At 71.7% G+C, this 22960-nt stretch carries 17 protein-coding genes; 7 read left to right on the forward strand and 10 right to left on the reverse strand.

Annotated features, from left to right (window positions below):
* Positions 1-231: 231 nt before the first annotated feature.
* The 3 genes from WMF11_RS49205 to hisC form a co-directional block, all read right to left on the reverse strand.
* The gene (locus tag WMF11_RS49205) at positions 232-1044 is read right to left on the reverse strand and encodes an alpha/beta hydrolase (RefSeq protein WP_437975690.1); all 813 of its coding nucleotides are present in this window, start codon (positions 1042-1044) and stop codon (positions 232-234) included.
* Positions 1045-1157: 113 nt separating this feature from the next.
* Positions 1158-2774: a DUF4832 domain-containing protein gene (locus WMF11_RS49210; RefSeq protein WP_437975691.1), complete on the reverse strand. Its 1617-nt coding sequence runs from the start codon at positions 2772-2774 to the stop codon at positions 1158-1160.
* Positions 2775-2995: 221 nt separating this feature from the next.
* On the reverse strand, positions 2996-4093 hold the full coding sequence (gene hisC, locus WMF11_RS49215) for a histidinol-phosphate transaminase (RefSeq protein ID WP_437975692.1): 1098 nt from the start codon (positions 4091-4093) through the stop codon (positions 2996-2998).
* A gap of 223 nt (positions 4094-4316) precedes the next feature.
* On the opposite strand from hisC, the gene WMF11_RS49220 reads away from it, so the two are divergent.
* From WMF11_RS49220 to WMF11_RS49230, 3 genes are read left to right on the forward strand one after another with little or no spacing between them, the layout of a single operon-like run.
* Positions 4317-4874 (forward strand): glycine cleavage system protein R, encoded by a 558-nt coding sequence (locus WMF11_RS49220; RefSeq protein WP_437905963.1) that lies wholly within the window; start codon positions 4317-4319, stop codon positions 4872-4874.
* 34 nt (positions 4875-4908) lie between these two features.
* Positions 4909-5850, forward strand: a complete 942-nt coding sequence (locus tag WMF11_RS49225) for a hypothetical protein (RefSeq protein WP_437975693.1) — start codon at positions 4909-4911, stop codon at positions 5848-5850.
* Positions 5851-5880: 30 nt separating this feature from the next.
* Entirely contained in the window at positions 5881-6120 is a 240-nt protein-coding gene (locus WMF11_RS49230) for a hypothetical protein (RefSeq protein WP_437905965.1), read from the forward strand.
* Between the two features lie 18 nt (positions 6121-6138).
* On the opposite strand, the gene WMF11_RS49235 is transcribed toward WMF11_RS49230, so the two are convergent.
* Complete coding sequence (locus WMF11_RS49235) at positions 6139-6924, reverse strand: HAD family hydrolase (RefSeq protein ID WP_437905966.1); 786 nt, start codon at positions 6922-6924, stop codon at positions 6139-6141.
* A 220-nt stretch (positions 6925-7144) separates the two neighbouring features.
* Between WMF11_RS49235 and WMF11_RS49240 the strand changes: the two genes are divergently transcribed.
* Positions 7145-7933 (forward strand): Uma2 family endonuclease, encoded by a 789-nt coding sequence (locus WMF11_RS49240; protein WP_437975694.1) that lies wholly within the window; start codon positions 7145-7147, stop codon positions 7931-7933.
* A gap of 52 nt (positions 7934-7985) precedes the next feature.
* On the opposite strand, the gene WMF11_RS49245 is transcribed toward WMF11_RS49240, so the two are convergent.
* Positions 7986-8750: an SDR family oxidoreductase gene (locus WMF11_RS49245; RefSeq protein ID WP_437975695.1), complete on the reverse strand. Its 765-nt coding sequence runs from the start codon at positions 8748-8750 to the stop codon at positions 7986-7988.
* Positions 8751-8854: 104 nt separating this feature from the next.
* Between WMF11_RS49245 and WMF11_RS49250 the strand changes: the two genes are divergently transcribed.
* The gene (locus WMF11_RS49250) at positions 8855-9772 is read left to right on the forward strand and encodes a helix-turn-helix transcriptional regulator (RefSeq protein WP_437975696.1); all 918 of its coding nucleotides are present in this window, start codon (positions 8855-8857) and stop codon (positions 9770-9772) included.
* 26 nt (positions 9773-9798) lie between these two features.
* Here WMF11_RS49250 and WMF11_RS49255 read toward each other — a convergent pair whose 3' ends face one another.
* The 4 genes from WMF11_RS49255 to WMF11_RS49270 all read right to left on the reverse strand — a co-directional run bounded on the left by WMF11_RS49255 (position 9799) and on the right by WMF11_RS49270 (position 18081).
* Entirely contained in the window at positions 9799-13668 is a 3870-nt protein-coding gene (locus tag WMF11_RS49255; protein ID WP_437979409.1) for a protein kinase domain-containing protein, read from the reverse strand.
* Positions 13669-13880: 212 nt separating this feature from the next.
* Positions 13881-14771 carry a hypothetical protein gene (locus WMF11_RS49260; RefSeq protein ID WP_437975697.1) on the reverse strand — a complete coding sequence of 297 codons (891 nt, stop codon included), beginning with the start codon at positions 14769-14771 and terminating at the stop codon, positions 13881-13883.
* A gap of 760 nt (positions 14772-15531) precedes the next feature.
* Complete coding sequence (locus tag WMF11_RS49265; protein WP_437975698.1) at positions 15532-17157, reverse strand: hypothetical protein; 1626 nt, start codon at positions 17155-17157, stop codon at positions 15532-15534.
* A gap of 195 nt (positions 17158-17352) precedes the next feature.
* Complete coding sequence (locus WMF11_RS49270; RefSeq protein WP_437905974.1) at positions 17353-18081, reverse strand: helix-turn-helix transcriptional regulator; 729 nt, start codon at positions 18079-18081, stop codon at positions 17353-17355.
* A gap of 85 nt (positions 18082-18166) precedes the next feature.
* Here WMF11_RS49270 and WMF11_RS49275 point away from each other — a divergent pair, with 85 nt between their 5' ends.
* Positions 18167-18895, forward strand: coding sequence for a glutathione S-transferase family protein (locus WMF11_RS49275; RefSeq protein WP_437905975.1), 729 nt, complete (start codon positions 18167-18169; stop codon positions 18893-18895).
* A 64-nt stretch (positions 18896-18959) separates the two neighbouring features.
* Here WMF11_RS49275 and WMF11_RS49280 read toward each other — a convergent pair whose 3' ends face one another.
* Entirely contained in the window at positions 18960-21446 is a 2487-nt protein-coding gene (locus WMF11_RS49280; RefSeq protein ID WP_437975699.1) for a beta-propeller domain-containing protein, read from the reverse strand.
* A 661-nt stretch (positions 21447-22107) separates the two neighbouring features.
* On the opposite strand from WMF11_RS49280, the gene WMF11_RS49285 reads away from it, so the two are divergent.
* Positions 22108-22950: a Uma2 family endonuclease gene (locus WMF11_RS49285; protein ID WP_437547719.1), complete on the forward strand. Its 843-nt coding sequence runs from the start codon at positions 22108-22110 to the stop codon at positions 22948-22950.
* Positions 22951-22960 lie beyond the last annotated feature (10 nt).

Here is a 22960-nt window from a genome sequence, read left to right on the forward strand (position 1 = left end):
GCGATGTTCCTCGCGGTGGGTGGAGCTGACGCCTGTACGATAGATCGAACGAAAATGAACCGAAACACGCGATATCGCACGTGCGCCGCGCGGTCGTCCTCCTGGCGCAGCACGGCGGGGTCGTTGCCCGTGGGCCCGCCGCGAGCGTCGCGGCCGTGCTCGGCTGCGGCGCCGGAGGGCTCGTCGCCCGCCGGCAGCGCCCGGTGAGCCGAGCGCGCAGGCCGGATCGCCCTACCCCAGGAGATGGAACCGCAGGAACCCCAGGAGGCTCCTGATCGTCTCTCGCGAAGCCCCGCTGTCGTCGAGCAGATCGAACGCGTGCGGCGCCGATGCGTGGTTCACGAGCGTCACTGGCAGGTTGCGGGCCAGCGCTCCGGCGACGAAGTCATCGATCGTCTCGTTCAGGTGAGGCATCCTGTCCTGTCCTGCCCTGGCGATGAACAGGGGCAGGTCCGGAGGGAGGTCGTCGACCGACTTCCCGGCGCACGGGTTGACGAACCGGAACTGCGCCGCCGCCTCCGCGACGCGGGTGGACGCTCCGAGGTCGAGCATGAAGCCGTAGCAGAGGGCGGCGCACCGCAGCGAGCCGCTCGGTTCCCGCATCAGCGCCGACAGGGCCATGGGGACGTTGCCGGAGCAGGCCCACAGGCCGATCCGGCGCTCGTCGATCCCGAGCGAGGCCGCGTTTTGCCGCAGGTGCTCGAGCAGCGCATGGAGATCGGACGGCTCCCGGTTCGTGTAATTGACGCCCACGAGGCCGGAGGCCGCCACCAGCCGTCCCCACGACGTGGACTGCCCTATCTCCTTGCGTTTGCAGCCGAACACCGACTCGAACCCCGGATCCGGGTAGCCGGACACGAAGACGACGGCAGGCGCCCACGCCACGGCCACCGCGGTTGGTGGAGCGTAGAGGTCGAAGGTCAGGGCGCCTGCATCGGTCGCCTGGTACTCGATATCTCTGCGGAGGATGACGGCATCCATGCCGGGGATCTCGAGGACCGCCGTCCTCTTCATCATCTTGTCTCGCTCGGATTCCTGGCTCATCTGTGCCTCTCCCTTGCTGCGCTCTAGCACGACGAAGCTCAGCGCTTGACGGCCGCCGGGTCAACCTGGGCCGTGGGGGCGGACGCTCGCGCGCGGCGGGGCTCCCTGGCCGGTCACTCGACAACCCGGACTGCGGCGTCGAGCCGGTTGACGCCGCTGGCGCCGTCCCACGCCGCGCCGCTCGAGAGCCGGATCGCGTAGCGCGGGTCGTCGCGCAGGCGCTCGGATCCGTCGGGCAGCCACAGGCCGAGCTGGTAGTCGCCCGGCGGGAGATCGGCCGGAATCTGCGCCTCGAGGCACATCTCGCTCTCCTCGCCAGGAGCCCAGCGGCGCGGATCGGCGTCGACCTGGACCACCCGCCGCGCATCGCCCTGCTGGAGCACGAGGTAGACCGGTCGCGGGTTATAGGCCCGGGCGTACCCGTCGTTGAACACGCGCAGCCGGAGGGGCAGCGGCTGCCCGCGCGCGATCTGCTCGGGTGACTCGTGCTCCGTCACGACGAAGCGGTACCCGAGGCGGCAGGCGATCGTCTCGAAGCAGCCCCCGGATCGCCAGTCATCGAGCACGTCGGGATGATAGTCGGTGTTGATGAAGCTGAAGTGGTGCGCGGACAGCTCGGCGAGCGCCGAGGCGCACTCGCTGCGCGGCGGGTTGCGGCCGCAGGTCTCGCCGCCGACGGGCGTGAACGCCGAGTCCGCGGCGGCATAGGCCTTCTCGCCGGGGAGCTGGTAGGTGCCGACGTCGTCTTCGCTCGCGAGGAAGCAGTCGTTCAGGTGGCCGATCCGCGAGAGCGGCGCTCCGGAGAACGCCGTCTCCTCGGTCAGCGGGCCGCCGTACGCCTCGAGCTTGTGCGAGGGGCGGCGCGCGAGGGTCATCCGGCTCGCGGGCAGCGCCTGAAGCAGCGCGTCGAAGATCTGCTTGCGGCTCTCTGGACGGGTGAGATCGTTCGTCGAGGAGTGCCACTCGCCCCAGGCGCCGACGAAGCCGGGGTGCAGCACGGCGATGACGTCGGCGTTCGCCTCCAGGACGGGCTTGAGCTGGTCGATGTGGGACAGCACGCGGCCGAGCGGCGCGTCGTCCTCGCCGATGTCCGACGCGTAGTAGAAGCGGGGGAGCACCTTGAGCCCCGCCGAGCGCACGGCGGCGAAGCTCTCGTTGAGCTGGTCGATGAGGGGCTGGTCGATGTCCCGCGCGCGGTAATCGTCGATGAGCGCCTGACCGTAGATCAGCGTGTATCCCTCGTCCCGAAGGCCAGCGACGGATCCCAGGCCCCGAAGATCCCTGAAATGGAAGACGCCGCGCTCAGGGTTGAGCACGCCCTGGCACTCGGCATCACCGGAGGGATCCGCGCCCGCCGCGAACAGGCTGGGCGCGTAGGTGCGCCTCACGACGGCGCCGCTCGCGCCGCAGCTGCCCGGCGGGGGGACCGCGCCGCCGCCGCTGCCGGAGCTGTCACCGGCGGCACCGCTGCTGGAGCCGTCGCCGGCGGCACCGCTGCTGGAGCTGCCGCCGGTGCCGCTGCCGCCGCTGCCGCCGCCGCTGACGGAGCCTTCCGCTGCCGCGCTGGACGTCAGCGAGTCGACCGGGCTGCCGCCGGAGCCAGCACCGCATGCCGTGGCGAGCGCCAGGGAAAGACAGGGGGCGCCGCCGCGAAACAGGCGCGACAGGACATGGGACGATGACCGGCTGCTCTGATGATGCTGGTGACGCTGGTGACGCTGGTGACGCATAAGCAATCTCCTCTCCCGCCCTGAATCGACGAGGCTTCATGGCCCGACCTCTGGGGCACGCTGTCCAGTGAACGGTCGAGGGGATTGCAGGGCCGATGCCACCGGCGCGGCCCGCCGGCGCGCGCAGCGCCGAGGTCAGGGGCTGCGCAAGGATCGTACACATGCGCACGAAGCGGACGGCGCGCGAGGGCGCATAGCCCCATCCGCCACGGCGGCTCGGCTCATGACGCGCTCGCGGCCCCGGCGGCGCGCGACAGCTCGTCGATCGCGCCAAGCAGCGCGTCGCTCTGCTCCGGCGTGCCCACCGTGATCCGCAGCCTGTCCTGGATGCGCGGCGCGTCCCAGTAGCGCACGAAGATCGCGCGATCGTAGAGCGCCCGGTACATCGCCTGCGCCGACAGCCCTCCTCTCGGCGGACTCGCCAGGACGAAGTTGCTCTGGCTCGGCGCCACCGTGAACCCCCTCTGCCGGAGCGCCCCCGTGAGGCGGGCGCGCTCGGCGATCACCTTCTCCCAGCTCTTCCTCGCCTCGTCCCGCGCGGACAGCGCCGCGGTGGCCGCGGCCTGCGAGAGGATATCGGTGTTGTAGCTGTCGCGGGCCTTGTCGAGCGTCTCGATGAGCCGCGGGTGCCCGAGCCCGTACCCGAACCTGAGCCCCGCGAGCGAGTACCCCTTGCTCAGGGTCCGCAGCAGCAGCACGTTGTCGAGCCCCCGCGCCGGGTCGAGCAGCGGCGTCGCGTCGAACTCCGCGAAGTCGACGTACGCCTCGTCGATGAGGAGCACGCCGCGGAACGCCCGCGCGACGCGCTCGAGCTTGTCGAGCGGCTCCTGCCGCCCCGACGGCGCGTGCGGGTTGACGAGGAGCGCGAGCCGGCAGCCGTGCTCGTTCAGGCGCTGCGCGAAATCCTCCGGGACCGACCAGTCCTCCGCGAGGGGGACCTGGGTGATCGTCGTGCCGTGGATCTCCGCGAGCACGTCGTAGAGCGAGTAGGTCGGGTACGTCTCGCCGATGCCGCGGCCGCCGGGCTCGCAGAACACCGTCATGGCCATGCGAAGCAGCTCGTCGCCGCCGTTCGTGGCGATCACCTGCTCGGGCGACAGGCCATGGAGCCGCGCCGCGGTCTCGCGGAACTGCTGCGCCCGGGGCGGCGGGTACCGGCGGAGCTGATCGGCCGAGACGTCCCGGATCGCCTCGAGCACGGCGGCCGGGGGCGGGTACGGGTTCTCGTTCGTGTTGAGCTTGACCACGTCGGCCCGCTGCGGCTGCTCGCCGGGCGTGTAGGGCGTGAGTCGATGGATGTTGTCGCGTTCGTACAGCATGGGGATGGCCGTCTCTCGCCCACTGGCCCGCCGGAGACAAGCGCCTCGTCGCCGGCAAGAGGCGCGCGGACGCGCGCGCGGCGCTCGATCCGGCCGCCCTCGGGGGAGCTCGGCCGGAGGACACGGACGGCGTTGCCCGGGCGCTCGTCGTCCGGGACGCGCACCTCGCCGCGCGCCCGGGGCGAGGTGCGCTGGCTGCGCGGATCGGACTAAGATGCGCCGCATGACGACGACGCCCGAGCCTGAAGTCTTCCTGGTCCTCTCCTGCCTCGGCCCTGATCGGACGGGCATCGTCGCGGAGGTGACCCACTACCTGACGGAGCGCGGCGCCAACGTGGAGGACAGCCGGATGGCGGTGCTCGGCGGCGAGTTCGGCATCCTCCTGCTCGCGTCGGGCCCCCCCGGCGCGATCGAGGCGGTCGAGCGCGAGACGGAGTCGCTCACCCGGGCGACGGGGCTCACGGTGCAGAGCCGCAGGACCAAGAGCCCCGAGTCGCACCGGCGCGCGGCGACCATCCCCTGCGTCATCTCCGTCGACGCGCTCGATCACGAGGGCATCGTGCGCGCGGTGTCGCGCGCGCTCCACGGCGTCGGCGTCAACATCGTCTCGCTCGAGACCTCGGCCTACGAGGCGCCCGTCACCGGCTCGCAGCTCTTCCGGATGGAGGCCCGCGTCGACGTCCCCGCCGGGGTGACCGTTACCCAGCTCCGCAAGGCGATGGATGCGGTCGCGGAGACCGAGAACCTCGACATCGACGTCCGCTCGCTCATCAAGGGCTGACCGCGCCGCGCGAGAACCGGTATCCTAGCGGGCCATGCCCTTCAGCAATCTGAGCTCCCCCCGCAAGGTGCACGGCCTGGACGCGGAGATCCGAGGCGCCGCGGTCCTCGCGAGCCCCGGGCTCGTCGCGATGATCTCGACCGATCCGGTGCGCCTCGGCGTCTGCCCGGTCGGCGGCTCCGGCGCGAAGACGACGAACCTGTCGCTGTCCTCGGCGCACGATGTGGCGCTCCTGTCGAAGGACGTCGCCGTGGTGCGGAGCGGCGACGACGCGGTGTGGGCGCTGCTCGGCATCACGCACGGCCCGAAGCTCGATCAGGTCGGCCGGGACGCGCGGCAGCTCGCCACGCGGCCGTCGGGCGAGACGGCGCTCGCGCTCGGCTGGGACGGCAGCGCGACGGAGCTCAAGCTCGACAAGACCGAGGTGAACGGCCGCACGTTCGCGGTGCGCGGCTCCGCGCGGGCGTTCGACCTGACCGAGACCGAGGCGCACGTGGTGATGGACGGCGCGGGGGAGGGCGGCGAGCTCCGCGTCCACCCCGGCGCGACGCCCGAGCCGGGCCCGACGCTCCGCGCCTCGCTGCCGCGCGCGGCCCAGAACCTCGATCGCGTGCGCGGCGGCCCGAAGCTGACGGCTGTGTACAAGCGCGGCGCGAGCGCGCTCTGCGCGGTCGTGAGGTCGTCCGGCAAGCTCGCGGCCAAGATGCTCACGTTCGCCGATCCCGTCGCCGACGTCGCCGTCCTTGAGTCGAGCCTCTTCGCGGCCTTCGCGGACGGCCGCGTTGCGCTGTTCGACGGCGCCGCCATCGAGGCCGCGTCCGGCGCGTCGCTCGCGCCCACGGCGAGCGTCACGCTCGGCGCCCGCGGCGAGCCGGCCGTGCTCGCGGTCGCGGGCAAGGGGTCGCCGACGCTGTGGGTCGGGACGAGCGCCGGGGAGATCTGGAGCCTGGCGATCGTCCGCAAGCAGGGCGGCTGAGGGGGCGCCGCACGGTGCTATGAGCCTACGGTGCTCTCGCTGAAAGCCACCGTGCGGAACGGCCACCTCGTGCTCGACGAGCCCACCGAATTGCCGGAGGGGGCCGTCGTGGATCTCGTCGCGGTGGGGGGAGACGCGCTCGATGAGCTCGATGACGAGGAGCGGGGGGCCCTCCACGCCGCGCTAGCCGAGGGCATTGCGCAGGACGACGCAGGAGACACGCTCGACGCCGACGAGGTGCTTGCTCGCCTCCGTTCTCGCGCATCGTGACGCCGCCCTCACCGCGGTTCACGCCGCGCGCGCCGCGATCCGCCCCTCGACCAGCGCGTCCGGATCGAGCTGGTCGAGCGTCGTCACGACGCGATCCGCCCCCGCGGCGGCCAGCAGCGCCTCGTCGGCGAGCCGCGCCACGCCGATCGAGGTCATTCCGGCCGCCTTCGCGGCCTGCACCCCCGAGGGGGCGTCCTCGATCACGAGGCAGCGCGGCGGCGGGACGTGGAGCGCGCGCGCGGCGGCCAGGAACAGGTCCGGCGCCGGCTTTCCGCGCGCCACCACGGCGCCGCAGAGGTCGGCGTCGAACAGATCGAGCAGCGTCGCGCCCAGGGAGACCGGCGCGCGGCGGGGGTTCTGGTGCTCGACGAAGGCGTCGACGCGGATCCTGCGGAGGAGCTCGCTGGCGTTCCTGGACGACGACGCCGCCGCGAGGAGCACGCCGCGCGCCTTGAGCTCCAGGATCAGCCGCGTCGCGTCAGGGAACACGACGAACTTCCCCGCCGCGATCTTCCGGAGCAGCACCTCCTGCTTGCGCTCGGCGTAGACCCCGGCGCGCTCCGCCGCGTCGGGCACGCCGAAGTAGTCGAGCGCCGCGCGCGCGCCGCTCTCGCGCGCCTTGCCGGCGACCTCGCTCTGGTAGACGGCCGTCGTGAACCGCTCGGGCGCGTAGCGTGTCTCGGGCGCGATCGCGCGCCACTCGGTCGCCATCAGCGCCTCGAGCGCCTCCTGCCAGGCGCGCTCATGCGGCGAATCGACAACCACACCATCCACGTCGAAGAGCACCCCCCCGAGAGAACGCATGCCGCCGACATGGCGCCGGCGCGCCGGATCGGGAGCCCCACGGCGCCTCGGCGACGCGGCGCGCGGTCCGTCAGAGCGCGCTGGCGACAGCTGCCCGCGGCGCTGCGCCGCCCCCTCCGGCGCCGCCCTCGCCCTACGGCGCGCCACGGCCGACTGCCGCGCGCTGTCGCGCCCGCCTGTGGCTCCCGCCGCTCCGCTCGGGGTGCTACCGTGTGGGCTCGTGCTGCCTGCCCGCTCCGGAGCCGCTCCCCCTGCGACGCGCCTGCCGCGCGCGCTCGTCGTCCGCGACCCGGAGCCCGAGGAGCTCCGCGCGACCATCGACTGGTCGGACTGGTACCTGGACGACGCGGACGGCATCGGCGCGTGGGGCGAGCACGACGAGATCTCCCGCCTGCTCCTCTCCTCGATCGCGCAGCTCGCGCGCGAGCGCGGCTGGACCGACCACCACGCCGGCACGGATCGGTTCTTCGCCTGGGTGCGCGAGGAGCCGCTCGTGCGCGTCTCGCCGGACGTCTACCTCCTCGATCACCGGCCCGCGCCGCCGCTGCCCAAGCAGTGGCAGACCTGGCTGCCCGGACACCGGCCCCCGCGCTTCGCCCTGGAGATCGTGGCGACCGACTGGCAGAAGGCCTACGAGGACGTCCCGCTCAAGTACTGCCAGCTCGGCTGCCCGGAGCTCGCGATCTTCGATCCGCTGGCCGCCACGCACCGGCCGCCGACGGGGCGCGTGGCGCTCCAGGCCTACCGGCGCGACCCCGACGGCGCGTATGTCCGCGTGTACGCCGGCGCCGGGCGCGTGTGGAGCCCCGCGCTCGACAGCTGGCTTTGCGTGATCGGCAGCGGGGCCGAGTCCCGGCTCCGCCTCACGCGCTCCGGCGGCAAGGGCGAGCTCGTGCCCACCCAGGAGGAAGCCGCGGCGATCGAGGCGCGCGCCAGGGAGGCGGCCGAGGCGCGCGTGCGCGAGCTGGAGGCGCGCGTGCGCGAGCTGGAGCAGCTGGATCACGGGTAACGTGGCGCGCGTCACGGCGCCGCGAGCGTCTCCGGTCGCGAGGAGGCGCCGGTCACACCTGCTGGGTCGGCATGATGGTGACGTGCGCCAGGTTGACGTGCCGCGGGAGGCCGGCCGTGAAGGCGATCGTGCTCGCCAGGTCGTCGGCCGTGAGCCACGTGATCTGCTGCTTCGCCTCGGCGATCCACGCCTTGGCGGCCTCGTCGGTCATGTGGCTCTGGAGCTCCGTGTTGACGAACCCGGGCTCGATGACCGAGACGCGGACGTGCTTCGGTCCGAGCTCGGCGCGCAGGTTGCGCGAGAGGTGGGTGACGGCGGCCTTGGTGGCGCAGTACACGGCGAACGTCGGAAAGACGCCGTGCGCGGCGATCGACGAGATGTTGATGAGGTCCGACGGGCCGCCCCGCTTCGCGGCCGCGACCAGCGGATCGACGAACGCGTCGACGACCCGCATCGCGCCGGTGAGGTTGACCTCGATCATCTGCTCGAAATCGGCGATCCGGTGCTCCTCGACGCCGGACGGCAACATGACGCCGGCGTTGTTGATCACGAGGTCGACGGGGCCGAGCTCGGCGGCGATCGATCGCGCGGCGCCGGCGACGGCGGTCCTGTCCCTGGCGTCGACCGCGAGCGCCAGCGCGCGCCCGCCCGCGGCGCGGATGCCCTCGGCCAGCGAATCGAGGCGGTCTTTGCGGCGCGCGAGGAGCGCGACGGCGGCGCCCTGCGCTGCGAGCTTGCGCGCGGTGGCCTCACCGATGCCGCTGGAGGCCCCGGTGACGACGGCGATGCGACCTGCGAGAGGAAGATGTTGAGACATGGTGCCAGCTCCTGGTTGGGTCCCCGGTCGGGGGTGCCCGCAATCTGGAGCTCCGCGTCGAGGTTAGGCAGACGTGCCGCGAACCTAGGATTGGCAATCCCTGGATGGAGGCGCGCGAACAGCGCATCTTTCGGTGCGTGCCCGGGGCGCGCGGGATCGTGAGCGACAGGCGGAGCGAGCTGGCGGATTTCCTCCGAGGGAGGCGGATGCGCGCGGCGCCGATCGCGGGCGGCGCGTTCGCGGGGAAGCGGCGGCGCACGCCGGGCCTCAGGCGCGAGGAGATCGCGCAGCTCGCCGGGCTCAGCGTCGACTGGTACACGCGGCTCGAGCAGGGGCGTGACGTGAACCCGTCGCGCGAGACGCTCGAGGCGATCGCGCGCGTGCTGAAGCTCGACGACGACGAGCGAGGTCACCTGTTCTACCTGGCGCGGCCCGAGCCCGCGCGGGCCGCGGCGCGCCAGGAGAGGGCCGAGCCGGCGATGGCGCGCGCGCTCGAGGCGATGCGCGTCCCGTCGCTCGTCTTCAGCCCCCGGTTCGACGTGCTCGCGTGGAACGGCGCCGCGCGCCGCCTGCTCGTGGACTTCGGCGACGTCTCCCCGCGAAGGCGCAACCTGCTCTGGATGACCTTCCGCCATGCGGCCTACCGCGCGCGCTACGCGGAGATCGGCGTGATCGAGCGGGAGGTCGTGGCCGCCTTCCGCTTCAGCGCGAGCTCGCACGTGGGAGATCCGGAGTTCGACGCGCTCGTCGCCGAGCTGCTCGAGACGAGCGAGGCGTTCCGGGCGATCTGGGCGCGCCACGAGGTCCGCGCCAAGGTGAGCGGCACGAAGGCCTTCCGCGTCGAGGCCGAGGGCGCTGGTGGCCGCGACGCCGACGGCGCCGGGCCGCTCGTGCTCGAGTGGCACACGCTCGCCTCGACGACGTCGAGCCGCCAGCAGCTCGTCTACTACACGGCGCGCGCGGCGGGCGGACCCGAGGACGAGCGCCGCCTCGCGGCGCTGTGCGGGGCTGACAGCGGATGAACGGGGCGCAGATCTACCACGCAGGATCAGCCGCCGAGCCACTGCCGCGCGAGATCGAGGGTGCGTGCGTTGTCAGGCACATCGCGCAGGAAACGCTCGCGCCAGGTCGGGTCGCTGAGTTTGTCCGCGCGTGCGAGCAGCGCTGTCCTGGCTTCCGCGATCGCGGTGGCGGCCTCATCGTGTCTGCCGCTCGCGACGAGCGCCTCGGCAAAGGTCAGGCGGACGAGCGACTCGCCTTCTTCGACGGTGCCGAACGACTCCAGCATGGAGTTCGCCTCCGTGGCTGTCCTGACCGCCTCATCGACGCGCCCGAGCCCTAGCAGCGCGCGCGCGCGAACAGCGTACGCCTGTACGCCGAGGGTCGGTGCGCTCTGCGCGAGCGCTACGGCGAGGCACGCTTCGTCCTCGGCGACCTCGAAGTCACCGAGGGCGATGCAGACCTTGGCGAGATAGCAGCGAGCCATGAGCTCCGTGCGTACCAGACCCGCTGGCCGGCTCGACGCCGCAGCGGACTCGGCGAACGCCCGCGCTTCGTCCAGCCGACCGCGACCCGCGAGGACCTGCACGAGGTTGGCCTCCGAGGCGAGCTTGAGCTCATGCAATTGCATCCGGTCGGCCTCCTGCTGAGCCGCGCGGAGCATCGACTCCGCCCTCTCGAAGTCGCCGAGCTCGGCGTAGGCGATGCCCAGACCGGCGCGTGCGCCGTTCGCATTGCGGCGATCACCGGCCTGCTCGAAGGCAAGGATTGCGGCTTCCATCCTGCCCGCGCCGACGACCAGATCTCCCGTGCAGATGGCATAACAAGCGCGCGCCTCATGGAGCTGCGCGGTCGCTGCCACGTCGAGCGCATCGGTGCTCCCATGGGCACGCTCGACGGTCTCGATCAGCGCGCGCCCTTCTACGTAGCGACCGGCCACGGTCAGCATGGTCGCGCCGCTGGCAAGACAGGCGAGCTTGGCCCCCTGCGCGTCGGTGGGGACAGCGCCCGCCGCCAGGATCATCCAGCGATCGAGCTCGTCGAGCAGCCCCAGCTTGAATGTTGCGTTGACCACCTGCGTGACGGCCGAAAACCATGCGGTCGTGCCGCGCTCGGTCCGCTCGATCGCTTCCGTGCCTCGCTCCACGGCCAGGAGGAGATCGCCGCGCCACACATGCGCCTCTGCCTGGACCCGGCGGAGCCTGCCGACGGTATCGCCGGCTGCCCCGCAGCCGACCCCGCGATCCGCCCGCGCGATCGCCGCGACGAGATCGCCGCCCCGGAGCGCCGCTTCGGCCGCGCGCAGGTACGCATCCGCCGCCCGCGCGGGGGCGCCGCCGATCTCGAAGTGCTCGGCCAACGCCATGGCGTCCGCGCCCCCGGTCCGATCCAGCCAGTCGCCCGCGAGCGCGTGCCCGACGCGCCGATCGCGCTCCGTGAGCATGCCGTAAGCGGCCTCCCGTACGAGGGCGTGCCGGAACTGGTACTCGACCTCGCCCGCGATGCGCGCCTCGTCCCGCCGGAGAATGAGCTCCCGCCGCACGAGCTCGGCGAGCCGCCGCGCCACCGGCGCGCCGCCCACGAGGGCCTGGGCCCCGCCCTCCCAGAACGTCTCGCCGAAGATGCTCGCCGCACGGAGGACGCGGCGCTCCTCGATCCCCAGCGCCTCGAGCCGCGCCTGCACCATCGCGAGCGCCGTCTCGGGCATGCCCTCGCTCCTGCCCTCGGCCACGGCACGGATCTGCTCCTCCAGCACGAACGCGTTGCCCTCGGCGCGCGCGAGCAGCCTCTCGACCTGATCGGCATCGACGGTATCGCCGAGCACCTGCCGCACGAGCCGCTCGCTCGAGCGCCGCGAAAGCGCCGCGAGGCGGATGCGGAGCCCGTTGCGCTGGCTCCAGAGCGCAGGGAAGAGCTCGTCGACATCCGGGCGGGCCAGCGCCAGCACGAAGAACGGTAGGTCCCGCGCGTGCTGGAGCGCGGCGTCGACCAGGTTCACCGTGGGCAGGTCGCCCCAGTGCAGATCCTCGAGCACGAGGAGCACCGGGTGCCGCTGACACGCCGCCCGGACGAGATCCTCGAAGGCCTGGCGGATGCGGTCGCCCATCAGCACCGGGTTTTGGCGCGCCGCACGGAGCTGTACGTCGCGGTCGTCGGGGAACGTCGCTCCCACGAGCTCGCCGAGGAACGCCGCGAGGTGCGGGCCCTTGCCCCCGAGCCCGTCGAGCAGCTCGACCCGGGCGAGCACCTTGCGCCGCCGTGCCTCGATCGGCTCGCCGTCGAGAATGCCCATGGCCCGGCGGAGCGCCCGGCCGAGCAGGCCGAAGGCGGAACCGGCGGCCATGGGATCGGCCCTGCCGATCCAGACCTCGGCGGCTTCGCTCCGCTCCTTGAGCGCGCGGAGGAACTCCCAGGCGAGGCGTGACTTGCCCAGGCCGGGGTCGCCCACGACGACCACGGCGCTCGCGACGGCCTCGTCCACGCAATGGCGCCACTCGGTCGAGAGCTGCGAGAGCTCGCGCTCGCGCCCCAGGCAGGGCGTCGGCTTGCCGAGGAGCCTGGGCGCGGTGTCCGGCTCGTCCCTGGGGCCGCACAGCCAGGATCCTTCGGGTCCTTGCGTCGTGTCGAAGCGGCTGGCGAGCAGGCCCGCCGTCGCGCTGTCGAGCTGGATCCCCGACCCCGGCCCTCGGAAGCGATTCGGGAAGCGCTGCACGACGCGGTCGATCAGCGCGCCCACCGGCAGCCTCCCTGCGACCTCCGCCAGCCCCGTCGCAATGGACATGGGCACGCCCCCGAGCTCTGCCCGCAGGGCGAGCGCGCAATGGGCCGCGCGCTCGGCGAGATCGGTCGGGGCCTCGGCGCCCGACAGCGTGATGAGGAGCCACTGCGACTGCAGGAGCTCGAGCCGCCCGCCGTAGCGCGCCGCAGTGCGGCGCAGCGCCTCGGTTCGAGAGGTGCACTCGGCCTCGGAGAGCGTGGCGTCGGCCTCAGCGCTGCCGTCGGAGGCCAGGATAACGCACATGACCCGGCGCTCCGCCGTCGTGATCTCCACGCTCGGCGCCGGCGGCGCCGTCGCGCTCCCTCCGACGGGGAGCCGTACCTGCGCCAGGGTCGCGAGCTCCTCAGCGACGGCGGCGCCGTCGCGCGGCCTGTGCTCGATCGGCTTCGAGAGCATCCGGGCCACGAGGCGCTCGAGCGGCTCTGGCACATCGTCGCGGAGCTCCCCGAGCCGCGGCGGCTCTTCCAGGACGGCCTTCATGATCAGCGAGAGCGCGCTCTCGCCGAGGAACGGCGGGCGCCCGGCGATGCACTCGAAGAGCATGCAGCCGAGCGCGAACACGTCTGCGCGCGCGTCGATCAGCGCCTCGCCGCGCGCCTGCTCGGGGGCCATGTATCCGGGCGTGCCGAGGACCGCGCCGGGCGCCGTCACGCTCCGCGCAAGCCGGATGTCCCGGGCGATGCCGAAGTCGAGCAGCGTGGCGCGCTCGACGGCGCCGCCCACGAGCATCAGGTTGCTCGGCTTCAGGTCGCGGTGAATGATGCCGAGCTGGTGGACCGCGCCGAGCGTCGTCGCCACCCGCGCCGCCAGGGTCACGCTCTCTTCGATCGAGAGCGGCCCTGCGGCGAGCCGCTCCTCCAAGGTGACGCCGTCGAGCCACTCCATGGCCAGGTAAGGCCGTCCGGCGCCGGTCACCCCGTGCGCCACATACTGCACGACCCCCGGGAGCCGGAGCGTGACGAGCGCCTCCGCCTCCCGCGAGAGGCGGCTCAGATCGCTCACGCTCGCGCTCTGCAGCACCTTGAGCGCGACCGCCTGCCCTGACAGCCGGTCGCGCGCGCGGTACACGTCGCCCATCCCGCCGGTGCCGGCGAGTCGCTCGATCTCGAACCGATCCTCGACCACGTCTGCCGCGCGCATCGATAGTCTTATGTACTTCGCCTGGGCCCGCGGGGGCGCATCCTCAGACGGGTTGCATCGCGGTATCTCGGCGCGGGCAACACGTAATCCGGGGAACACCGCGCCAGGAGCTCACCGGCACTGGCACGGGCGAGCGCACGGAGAGGCCGACCTGCCAGTCTTCTTGCCCAAGCTACCGGAATTGGTGGTGCGCCAGGGACAGGATCGGTTGTTCAGGGTGGCAGGAACGACGTGATCACCTGGTCCGTACGCACCGAGGGCGAGACTGCCGCATCATAGATGCAGCCTCGGTAGGCGCCGGTCGTGCTGTCCACGGAGTTGCAGAGGGTGTCGCATGATCCTGCGATCACGATCGGACCACACTGCTGAACCGTCGTGGCCCCGGTCACGGGGTCCACGTTGACGTGACCGGCCGCACAATCACGCTGCATCTGGCGCGCACGGGTGACACCGGATGGCGAGTAGCAGGCCTGCAGATACGGCGTCGCGCTGAATACATTTCCCCAGAACGCCCCCTCTCTCACCCCGTAGGTTGTGCGTTCCGCCATGACCGAGCCGAGTTCATTGTTGCGAAGGGAGACCATCACCGAGACGCCGTACCAGTTCGTTCGCGCGGCGAGACATGCCGTCAGCTGGCGCTGGACATAAGTATCGTTAAGGGGGGAAAATGCCCACCAGAACGCGAGCCCGAGCTCGCCTCGGTACGTCTCTGGATGGACGACCCCGTCGCTGTCCGTCCACGAGAACGCGAACGACTGGTCCGGCCTGAGCGCACAGCCCACGACATAGCGCAGGAGCTCCCTCGAAAGGGAGCCGCTCGTGCCCGGATTCCGGATAGCCGACCAAGCGGTCGGGCTCAGCGAGTTCGGGCTCAACCCGTTCGGGCTCAATCCGTTCGGGCTCAATCCGTTCGGGCTCAACCCGTTCGGGCTCAACCCGTTCGGCCTCAGCGCGTTCGGGATCATGCCGTTTCCAGCGACGAGCGCGCTCTCGTCTACCTCGACGAGCTCCTCCGACTCTTCATCGAGCTCGGCGCCAATGCAGGCGGTGGTAGCCAGCGATGCAGCGACAAGTGCAACCATGCGAGGACAGAGAGAAGCCATCGGCCTCCTCCTTTCGGCGCGGGTGTCAGCGTTCTAGCTCGCAAGCAACAAATGCTCATTTTACCATTTCTCGTTCTCGAGTGCTCCTGGGGATTGCGCCCAAGCCCCACATCGGCTCGAGACGCCACATCGAGCGCCCTTTGACGCGTTGCGTAAGCAGGGCCGACGTCGATGATCGGGCGCCGACTCATTCCCGTTCCCGCACATCGAGTCGCTCGCCTTCGATTCCTCTTCGCCCGAGTCGCCGGCGTGTGAGTCTCGGGTCGTCGCCGCACAGACCAATTTCGACACGTCGGAGTCGCCAGATCAACGGAAGCCGCGGTGGGGCTCATACCGAACGGGCGCTGGTCCCCGTCTCCGACGTCGCGCTCGAGCGTGCGCTCTATGTCGTCTCCCACCGCGAGGTGCTCGCCTCGCCGCGGGTCCGCGCCGTGTTCGAGTGGCTCGTCACCACCGTGCGCGCAGCCGCCGCCCGACCGGAGCGGGACCCTGCGGAGACCTCGCGTGTCGCCGCCGGCGCGACGTGGAGAACACGAGCGCCGAGCCAGCCGTACCGGAAAGGTCGGTAGTTCGTGAGCGCAACCTCACCCAGGACCGGCGCTTCGCTCGTGAGCGCTTGACCTTTGTTGGGTGGGTCGATAGGGACTCGAACCCTGGACCCACGAGTCAAAGGCCCCGATCAGAGAAGAGAAATGGGGGATGGGAATTCGAAAATTCCCCGCCTCCCCGTTCAATGCTTGCTTAAGCCGCGGTATGGCTTTCACCCCACCTCGACGGTGAACGACCGTCCCACCATCGCCGATCCCGCCGTCCCCGTCGCTCCTCGCGGCCCCACGCGCACGCTCAAGAGCCCCTGGCCTGCCCGCTCCGCGCGCACCCGGAGCTCGATCACGATCGCCGGTTGCGGGGGGAGCGCCGCGGAGGCGCCTCTTGACGCCGCGGGCATGAAGCCCGCTTCCAGAACAGCCTCCGGCAGCTCGGCGCGCGCCGCCGCTTCCTTTCGCGTGAACGCGACGACCGCGCTCCCCTCGATGGCCACCGCCAGCGCGCTCACCATCCCATCGGCGAGCGCGGCTCCGCCGATCTCCACGTAGAGCCCGCGCGCCGGCCCGCCGCAATTCTCGACGCGCACCCGCAGCGCCGCTTCGGCGCCGACGCGCGCGCGCCACGGTGTCGCGGGGTCCGCGACCGCGCCCAGCGCCGGTGCTCCCTCGGCCCGCTTCGCCGCGGGGGAGGCGGGCGCCGGCGGCTCCACCGGCCGGAAATCAGGCATCTCGATCTCGCTCGCGCGGTAGCGCGCCCCGTGGCGCGTCCAGCGCGAAAGGTGCCAGTTGTGCGGACGCTTGTAGCTGTGGTGCGTGCGAGCGGTGAAGTGAGCCGCGCCGTCGGCGCTGGAGCCGGCGTCGATCAGACATCCTGTATCCTCGCCGAACCGGCGCGCCTCGAGCGCGGGCAGGGTGAGCGACTGAATCTGCTCTTCGCCCAGCGATTGGCTCACAAGCACGGTTCGCTCGTCCCACGCGAGCCCCGGCGAATCCGCGCCCCACGCCAGATCCTTGCCAAACTGGTGACGATGCCCGCGCACCGCGCCGGACGTGTCGACGTAGACAAACTCGGTATGTCGATCATTGGCCACGAGCGTCACGAGCGCGCCCTCCGGCATCGGAAGGACGAAGATGTCGAATTGCTCGCGCTCCGCGGGAGACCGGACCGCGAGGCGACACGCCAAGGTGCGCGGATCGAGCGCCGCGACGAGCCCGCTGTAGGTCGAGGTCACGCCGACGCCGAAGCGGCTTGCCGACAGCCGCACGGCCCCGCGCCAGCAGGCGCCGCCCGCGCCCTGGATCTCGACGCCGAGGAGCCGTGGATCGAAGGGCGGATCTTCGGGCTCGTCGTCGTCTTCGTCATTCGGCTCCTCGGGCCACCTGCTCCCCTCCTTGAACAGCGATGAGCGCCACGCGAGCCGGGGCGCCTCGGGAATGGCGATGTCGTCTCCGAGGTCGAGGCGCGCGCCGTCGAGGCGGGCCGCGCGCAGCCGGAGTCGCGCTCCCGATCCGGGCGTTCGATCGACCGCGAGCGCGACCATCGGTCCACCGGGTGACGCGGCGAGCCCGAGGATCTCGCCTGCTTCGCAGGGCGTGAGGGCGCCGCCCGCATCATCGTGTGTCCAGATCGAGGGCGAGCCGCCTTCGCGCAGCACGAGCGCCCGCCGGCCATCGGCATCGAGGACCACGAACGAGACGAGCTCCGGCGGATCCTCGTCGCGCCGCAGCCCCTTCGTGGGAAAACGCAGCACCGTCTGCTTGCGATCCCGGCCCCCGCTCGATCGCGCGATCCCCCAGCGCGTGCAGAGCACGAAGTCGGTTCCGTTGGTCCAGATCGCCATGTGAGGGCTACAAGACGAACAACCACTCTTCGAATCAAGCAAAATCGCCCACGCCCGACGTGGTCGGACTGGGGATCGTCAATGCATGGATAAATTGTTGATACAGCGTCACTTTCTGGGAGTGAAAATCGCTGCTGTTTCCAGCGACCGCTCGTCATCGACCAGCTTCTCTGGCGGGATGGCTGACACGCCGATCTAGCGCGCCCTGGTCGACGTCGCGCCGGCGCGCTCTCGCAGCTTGCCACGCGCGCGCATGTGCGCGAGCCACCGCGCGCGGAGGGCGCTCGGCTTCTCGGCGTAGCGCTCGTCGAGGAACCTTGCGCCGGTCACGCGGTCCGTGCGGAAGTGGCGGAAGTCCTGGCGGAGCTCGCACCACGCCGCGAGGAGCCGCGTCGACTCGAGATAGCCCACGATCACGGGCCACACGACGCGCTCGCTCTCGCTCCCCGTCTCGTCGCGGTAGCGAAGCGCGATCTTCGTGCCGGCGCGGATCGACGCCCGCACCTCGGCCAGGTTGAGCGCGTCGGGCGCCTGGTCTTCCCCGACCGGCACGCCCGTCGCCGGCTCGAACACGAAGGGCCGCAGCCGCTCGGGGACCGCCGCGGCGATCTTCGCGATGAGGTCCTTCGCCGCCCGCTGCAGGGCGACGTCCCCGCGCTGGGCGACCCACTGCGCGCCGAGGACCGCGACCTCGATCTCGTCGGGCGTCAGCATCAGCGGCGGCATGTCGAAGCCGCGATCGAGCACGTACCCCGTGCCGGCCTCGCCGCGGATCGGGACGCGCTGGGCCAGGAGATCCGCGATGTCGCGGTACACGGTGCGCTTCGACGTCTCGAGCTCCTCGGCGAGCGCCGCCGCCGTGATCGGCGCCCGCTGCCGGCGCAGGATCTGCAGGATCTGGAACAGGCGATCGGCGCGTCGCACGGGGATGCTGACACCAGGTTGTCAGCAGGGCGGGGCTACATCAAGCGCTGTCCACGGCGCACCCACAACCGCTCGGAGATTGCACATGATCACGCTCCACAGCTTCGGCCCCCTGTTCGGCTTGCCGGAGGCCAGCCCCTACGTCACCAAGACCGAGGTCCAGCTCAAGCTGCTGGGCCTGCCCTACACGAAGGAGCGCGCGCGGCCCGATCAGTCACCGAAGGGGCAGCTCCCCTTCATCGACGACGGCGGCGCGCGCATCGCCGACTCGCACTTCATCCGCGAGCACCTCGAGAAGAAGCACGGGAAGGATCTCGACGCCGGCCTCGACGCCCGGCAGCGCGCCGAGGCGTGGGCCATCGAGCGCATGATCGAGAACAGCCTCACGCCGACCATGGTGCACGCCCGCTGGCTCATCCCGGAGAACTTCGCGAAGGGCCCGGCGAATTTCGTCAACGGCGCGCCGGAGGAGGCGCGCCCGAAGCTGCGCGAGGAGCTCGTCGCGCGCGTCCGCGAGGCGCTCCGCGCGGTCGGCCCCGCGCGCCACGCGAACGACGAGGTCGCCGAGCTCGGCGCGCGCTCGCTGGCCGCGCTCTCCGTGCTGCTCGGGGACAAGCCGTACCTCTTCGGAGCGCGCCCGGCGGGCGTCGACGCGACCGCCTTCGCGGCGCTGGCGGGCCTGCTCACGCCGTTCTTCGACTCGCCGCTGCGGCGCAGGGCCGAGGGGTTCGCGAACCTCACCGCGTACACCGCGCGGCTCATGAAGGAGTTTTACCCGGATCACCCGTGGGAGGCGCCGCGGCCGGGCGCCTGAGCGGCGCAGCGCCGCCGGCCCGGACGGGGCGGCGGCGCTGCGGCCGATCGCGGCCTGGTTGGCGCTACTCCTCGGGGGTGGGCGCCGGCTCGGGCGCCGGCGCGGGCTCCGCGACGTCGCCGGGGCCGGCGCACGCGTACCCGACCGAGTCCGGGGTGGGCAGGGGCAGCGACGCCACCGGCGTCGCGAGGTCGTCGAGCGCGTTCACGAGCACGCCGCCCTGGGAGTACGAGTAGACGTAGTCCTCGATGAACAGGCCGCGCTGCACGGCGGCCCCGCCGTAATAGCACCCCGACGGCACGCTGCTGAAGAAGCCGCTGTGGTCGACAGCGCCGAGCCGGCTGAACCCGTCCTCGATATCGACGTTGAACAGCTCCAGCGTGCTCGACATCGCGCCGGTCTGCCCGTCGAAGCTCACGAGCGGGAAGGCGAGCATGCCGAGCGCGCCGTAGTACGTGAACGCCTTGTGGTTGTACTCGGCCTCGGAGTGCATGTACTCCGCCCCGTCGAGCGCCTCCTTGTGCAGGAGCGTGGGCGCCGACGCGTTCGTGACGTCGAAGATCTGGAGAGCAAGGCCGGTCACCGTGCCGTCCTCCTCGCCATCCCTGCCGATCGTCAGGAGGTGACCGTCGTCGAGCGGGTGCATGTACTCGCTGAAGCCGGGGATCTTGAGCTCACCCGCGACGGAGGGGGACGCCGGGTCCGCGAGATCGATCACGAACAGCGGATCGACCCGGCGGAACGTCACGACATAGCCGCGATCCCCGACGAACCGGGTGGACTGGATGGTCTCGCCGGGGGCGAGATCGGTGACGGCGCCGATCTTCTCGAGATCGGTCCCTTGCGCCTCGAGGACGAACACGTTGTTGCTGGTCGTCCACCTGGGCTCCGCCTCCGCCTGCACCTGCGATGTCGTCGAGACGCGGAGCTTGCCGTTGTGCTCATCGAGCGAGAACTGGTTGATGATGTGGCCGGGCACCGAGCCTGACGCGACGTACCCGGGCTGGCTCGGGTCGGCGATCAGATCGAACTTGTGCAGATGGGTGAGGTTCGTGCCGGCGAAGATCTCGCCGGGCGCCGCCTGCTGCTGCCAGGAGCGCGCCGCGACGTAGAGGGCGTCGTGGCTCGCGTACACGGTGTCGGTCGCGCCGACGATCGAGGTCGACTCCGGCGCCGCGGCGAGGTCGGCGAGGTCGATCGACTCGATCTGCGTCAGGCCGTACGACGTCGTGCCGGCCTCCGGAACATAGAAGTCCGAGCAGCTCGCGTCGAGCAGCGTGACCGCCTCTCCCTGCTTCTCGAAGCGGTACGGCAGCCACGTCGAGAGCGCGGCGTCCTCGATGATCGCCGCGTTCTCGGTGCGGAGCTGCTCGAACGCCGCGGTCCACGCCTCGGCGGTCTCGGGGTACTCGGTCAGGCCTGAGGGCCAGTAGTGGAGCGCGGGGCCGTGGGCGCCGCCGCTCAGCACCGTGCGCACGTTCGGGCCGGTGCGCCGCGCCGAGCTGTAGTTTCCCTCGAAGTAGACCTCCTTGACCACGCTGGGGGCGCCGCCGGCGAGGCTCAGGACGGTGATCTTCGTGAGCGGCGCCCAGACGCCGCCCGAGCCGGGCACGTCGACGCTCGGGTCGTTGGACGGCGGCTCATCGACCCCGCCGCCGTCCGGAGGCGGGGGCGCCGGCGCGTCGGCGTCGGGGGGCGTGTCGCCGCCGGACGGGGCGCCATCCGAGGACGGCGTGTCGCCGCCGGACGGTGGCTCGGCGTCGTCCGGCGGCAGCGGCCTCGCGTCTCCGCCGTCGGCGGGGGTCCCCGGCGCGGCGCTCGGCCCGCTGGGGTCTCCAGGCGTCGGCGCGACGCCGCCGCCGCCCATGGTGTCGATGAGCAGGTAGTCGTAATACCCCGGCCGCGGCGTGACGCCCGCCTGCTCGTAGATCGCGGCCCCGTTGACCGACGAATAGACGACGACCTTGTCGCCTTCCACGAACATCTCGAGGGGCGACCCCTCGATCGCGAGCGAGCTGCCCACCGCGAGCGACGACGCCGGCCGCGCCGTCAGGGTGTAGAAGCTCTGGCCGTGGAGCACGTAGATGTTGTTGCCGTCGGTCTTGATGATATCCGCCTCATCGACGCCGGCGACCTGGGTGTTCGTCTCGGAGTGGGCAGGGTCGGCGCCGCTGCCGCTGTCCTCCCCCGAGGTCTCCTGGCCGGTTCCCCCGTCGTCTGCTGTGGGCGGCACCGGGGCGGGCGTGTCCGTGGGATCCTGCGCCCCTCCGGGGACGCCGACGCTGCCGTTGTCGACGCCGCCGACGGCGGCGCCGCGGGGGTAGCCGTACGCCGAGTAGCTCGCGATCGTGGCGTCGATCTGGGCGTTCATCTTGGCGAGCGCGTCCTGCTTCAGCAGCGCTTCGAGGTCCTCGCAGGACTGAGCCCGGTGGAGCGCCGCCCGCTGAGAGCCGACCGAGTCGACAGGCGCGGACGCCGACTCGCATCCGGCGGCGAGGAGGCCTGTTGCCAGGAGGAGCCAGAGGGAAGAATGGGTACGATGGGTTCGCATGGTGCCTGATGCGTTCGCAAGGCCCGCGCCAGCCGCCCGCTCGCTCGATTCACCGCGCTTCGCCCGCGCGCCGCTCGGGCAGCGCCGCCGAGAGCACGACACGCAAGCACTGCCTGCAGGCCGCTTGGCACACGTGTGCCAAGCTGGATGGTAGCACTGTTGATTTACGTCGGTGCGGGATGGTGCCGACGTTCATGAGACCCGGACAGCACACCTTGTGGGGGGAGCGCTCTGGGCCGTCCTTCGAGCTTTCGAGAGAATGAAACAGGGAGGCGAGGAGACGGGGAGAACAATCCATGGATCTCCCCGTCTCCCCGCCTCCCCGTTCAAACCTCCGCTATGAATGCCAATCAGACGAGGTCTTGCCGTCGACGGTGGTGGCCTCGGGCGACCCATGAGGCCAGCTATCGAGGACCCGTGCGACTGGCCATCTCGGATGCTGCCCTTGTCAGCGGATCGTGAGATCGTTCAGCGCGAGGCTGCCGCCGTCGCCGCCGCTGGCGATGTGAAGAAAGGTTCGAGCGGGTGGGAGGGCATGGCCCCTTGTCCCTGTCAAGCGTCCGGCAGGGGCACGTCGTCTGGCTTTGTTGCCGCGGTTGCGTCCGTTGCGTCCGTTGTCTCTGCTGCCCCGCGGGGCCTGTCGGGGTGCTAGTTTCCTCGCGTGGCATCGCCGAATCGCATCGGGTTCCCCCTTACCCCTCGGCGTTCTCCCCGCGCGCTCGTGCTCCGCGATCTCTCGCCGGAAGAGGCCGGCGCCGCGATCGACTGGTCCGGCTGGTATCTGCCCGATGACGCGGAGCGTCCTGACAAGGCCGAGCGGTCCGAGGTCGTCCGCCTGCTGCTGTCGGTGATCGCGCAGCTCGCGCGCGAGCGTGGCTGGGCCGACTTGTACGCTGGCACCGGGCATCTCTTCGCGTGGGTGCGGGGCGAGCCGCTCGTGCGCGTCCTGCCGGACCTCTACGTCCTCGATCATCGCCCGTTGCCGCCCATCCCGCGGCAGTGGCAGACCTGGCTGCCGGGCCATCGTCCGCCGCGGTTCGCGCTGGAGGTGGTCGCGGGCGACTGGCGCCGTATTTACGAGGATGCGCCGGCGAAGTACTGGCAGCTCGGCTGTCCCGAGCTCCTGCTCTTCGATCCCGAGGCGGCTGCCGCCCGCGCGCCGCTCGCGGAGGAGCGGGTGCCTCTCCAGCTGTACCGGCGGGACGCGGACGGCACCTACCTGCGGGTCCACGGCAGCGGCGATCCCGTCTGGATCGAGGCGCTCGACGCGCACCTCGTCGTGTTGAAGGACGGCCCGCACCCGACGTTGCGCGTCGCGCGGAGCTCCCGCGCGACGGATCTCGTGCCTGCCGAGGAGGAGGCCCTCCGCGCCGAGGGCGAGGCGCGCGCCCTGGAGCAGCGCGCCCGCGCCGCGGAGCAGCGCGCCCGCGCCGCCGCCGAGGCGCGGGTCCGCGAGCTCGAGGCGCGGGTGCGCGACCTGGAGGCCCGCGTGACCCGGAGGTGAGCGCGGCGCG

The organism is Sorangium sp. So ce295 (genome assembly GCF_051527405.1).
Lineage (GTDB): Bacteria > Myxococcota_A > Polyangia > Polyangiales > Polyangiaceae > Sorangium > Sorangium cellulosum_B.

Bases quoted from the DNA above. Each gene is read 5' to 3' on its own strand.
- WMF11_RS49205 (WP_437975690.1), bottom strand. From the start codon at position 1,044: ATGAGCCAGGAATCCGAGCGAGACAAGATGATGAAGAGGACGGCGGTC.
- WMF11_RS49210 (WP_437975691.1), bottom strand. From the start codon at position 2,774: ATGCGTCACCAGCGTCACCAGCGTCACCAGCATCATCAGAGCAGCCGG.
- hisC (WP_437975692.1), bottom strand. From the start codon at position 4,093: ATGCTGTACGAACGCGACAACATCCATCGACTCACGCCCTACACGCCC.
- WMF11_RS49220 (WP_437905963.1), top strand. From the start codon at position 4,317: ATGACGACGACGCCCGAGCCTGAAGTCTTCCTGGTCCTCTCCTGCCTC.
- WMF11_RS49225 (WP_437975693.1), top strand. From the start codon at position 4,909: ATGCCCTTCAGCAATCTGAGCTCCCCCCGCAAGGTGCACGGCCTGGAC.
- WMF11_RS49235 (WP_437905966.1), bottom strand. From the start codon at position 6,924: ATGCGTTCTCTCGGGGGGGTGCTCTTCGACGTGGATGGTGTGGTTGTC.
- WMF11_RS49245 (WP_437975695.1), bottom strand. From the start codon at position 8,750: ATGTCTCAACATCTTCCTCTCGCAGGTCGCATCGCCGTCGTCACCGGG.
- WMF11_RS49250 (WP_437975696.1), top strand. From the start codon at position 8,855: ATGGAGGCGCGCGAACAGCGCATCTTTCGGTGCGTGCCCGGGGCGCGC.
- WMF11_RS49255 (WP_437979409.1), bottom strand. From the start codon at position 13,668: ATGCGCGCGGCAGACGTGGTCGAGGATCGGTTCGAGATCGAGCGACTC.
- WMF11_RS49260 (WP_437975697.1), bottom strand. From the start codon at position 14,771: ATGGCTTCTCTCTGTCCTCGCATGGTTGCACTTGTCGCTGCATCGCTG.
- WMF11_RS49265 (WP_437975698.1), bottom strand. From the start codon at position 17,157: ATGGCGATCTGGACCAACGGAACCGACTTCGTGCTCTGCACGCGCTGG.
- WMF11_RS49275 (WP_437905975.1), top strand. From the start codon at position 18,167: ATGATCACGCTCCACAGCTTCGGCCCCCTGTTCGGCTTGCCGGAGGCC.
- WMF11_RS49280 (WP_437975699.1), bottom strand. From the start codon at position 21,446: ATGCGAACCCATCGTACCCATTCTTCCCTCTGGCTCCTCCTGGCAACA.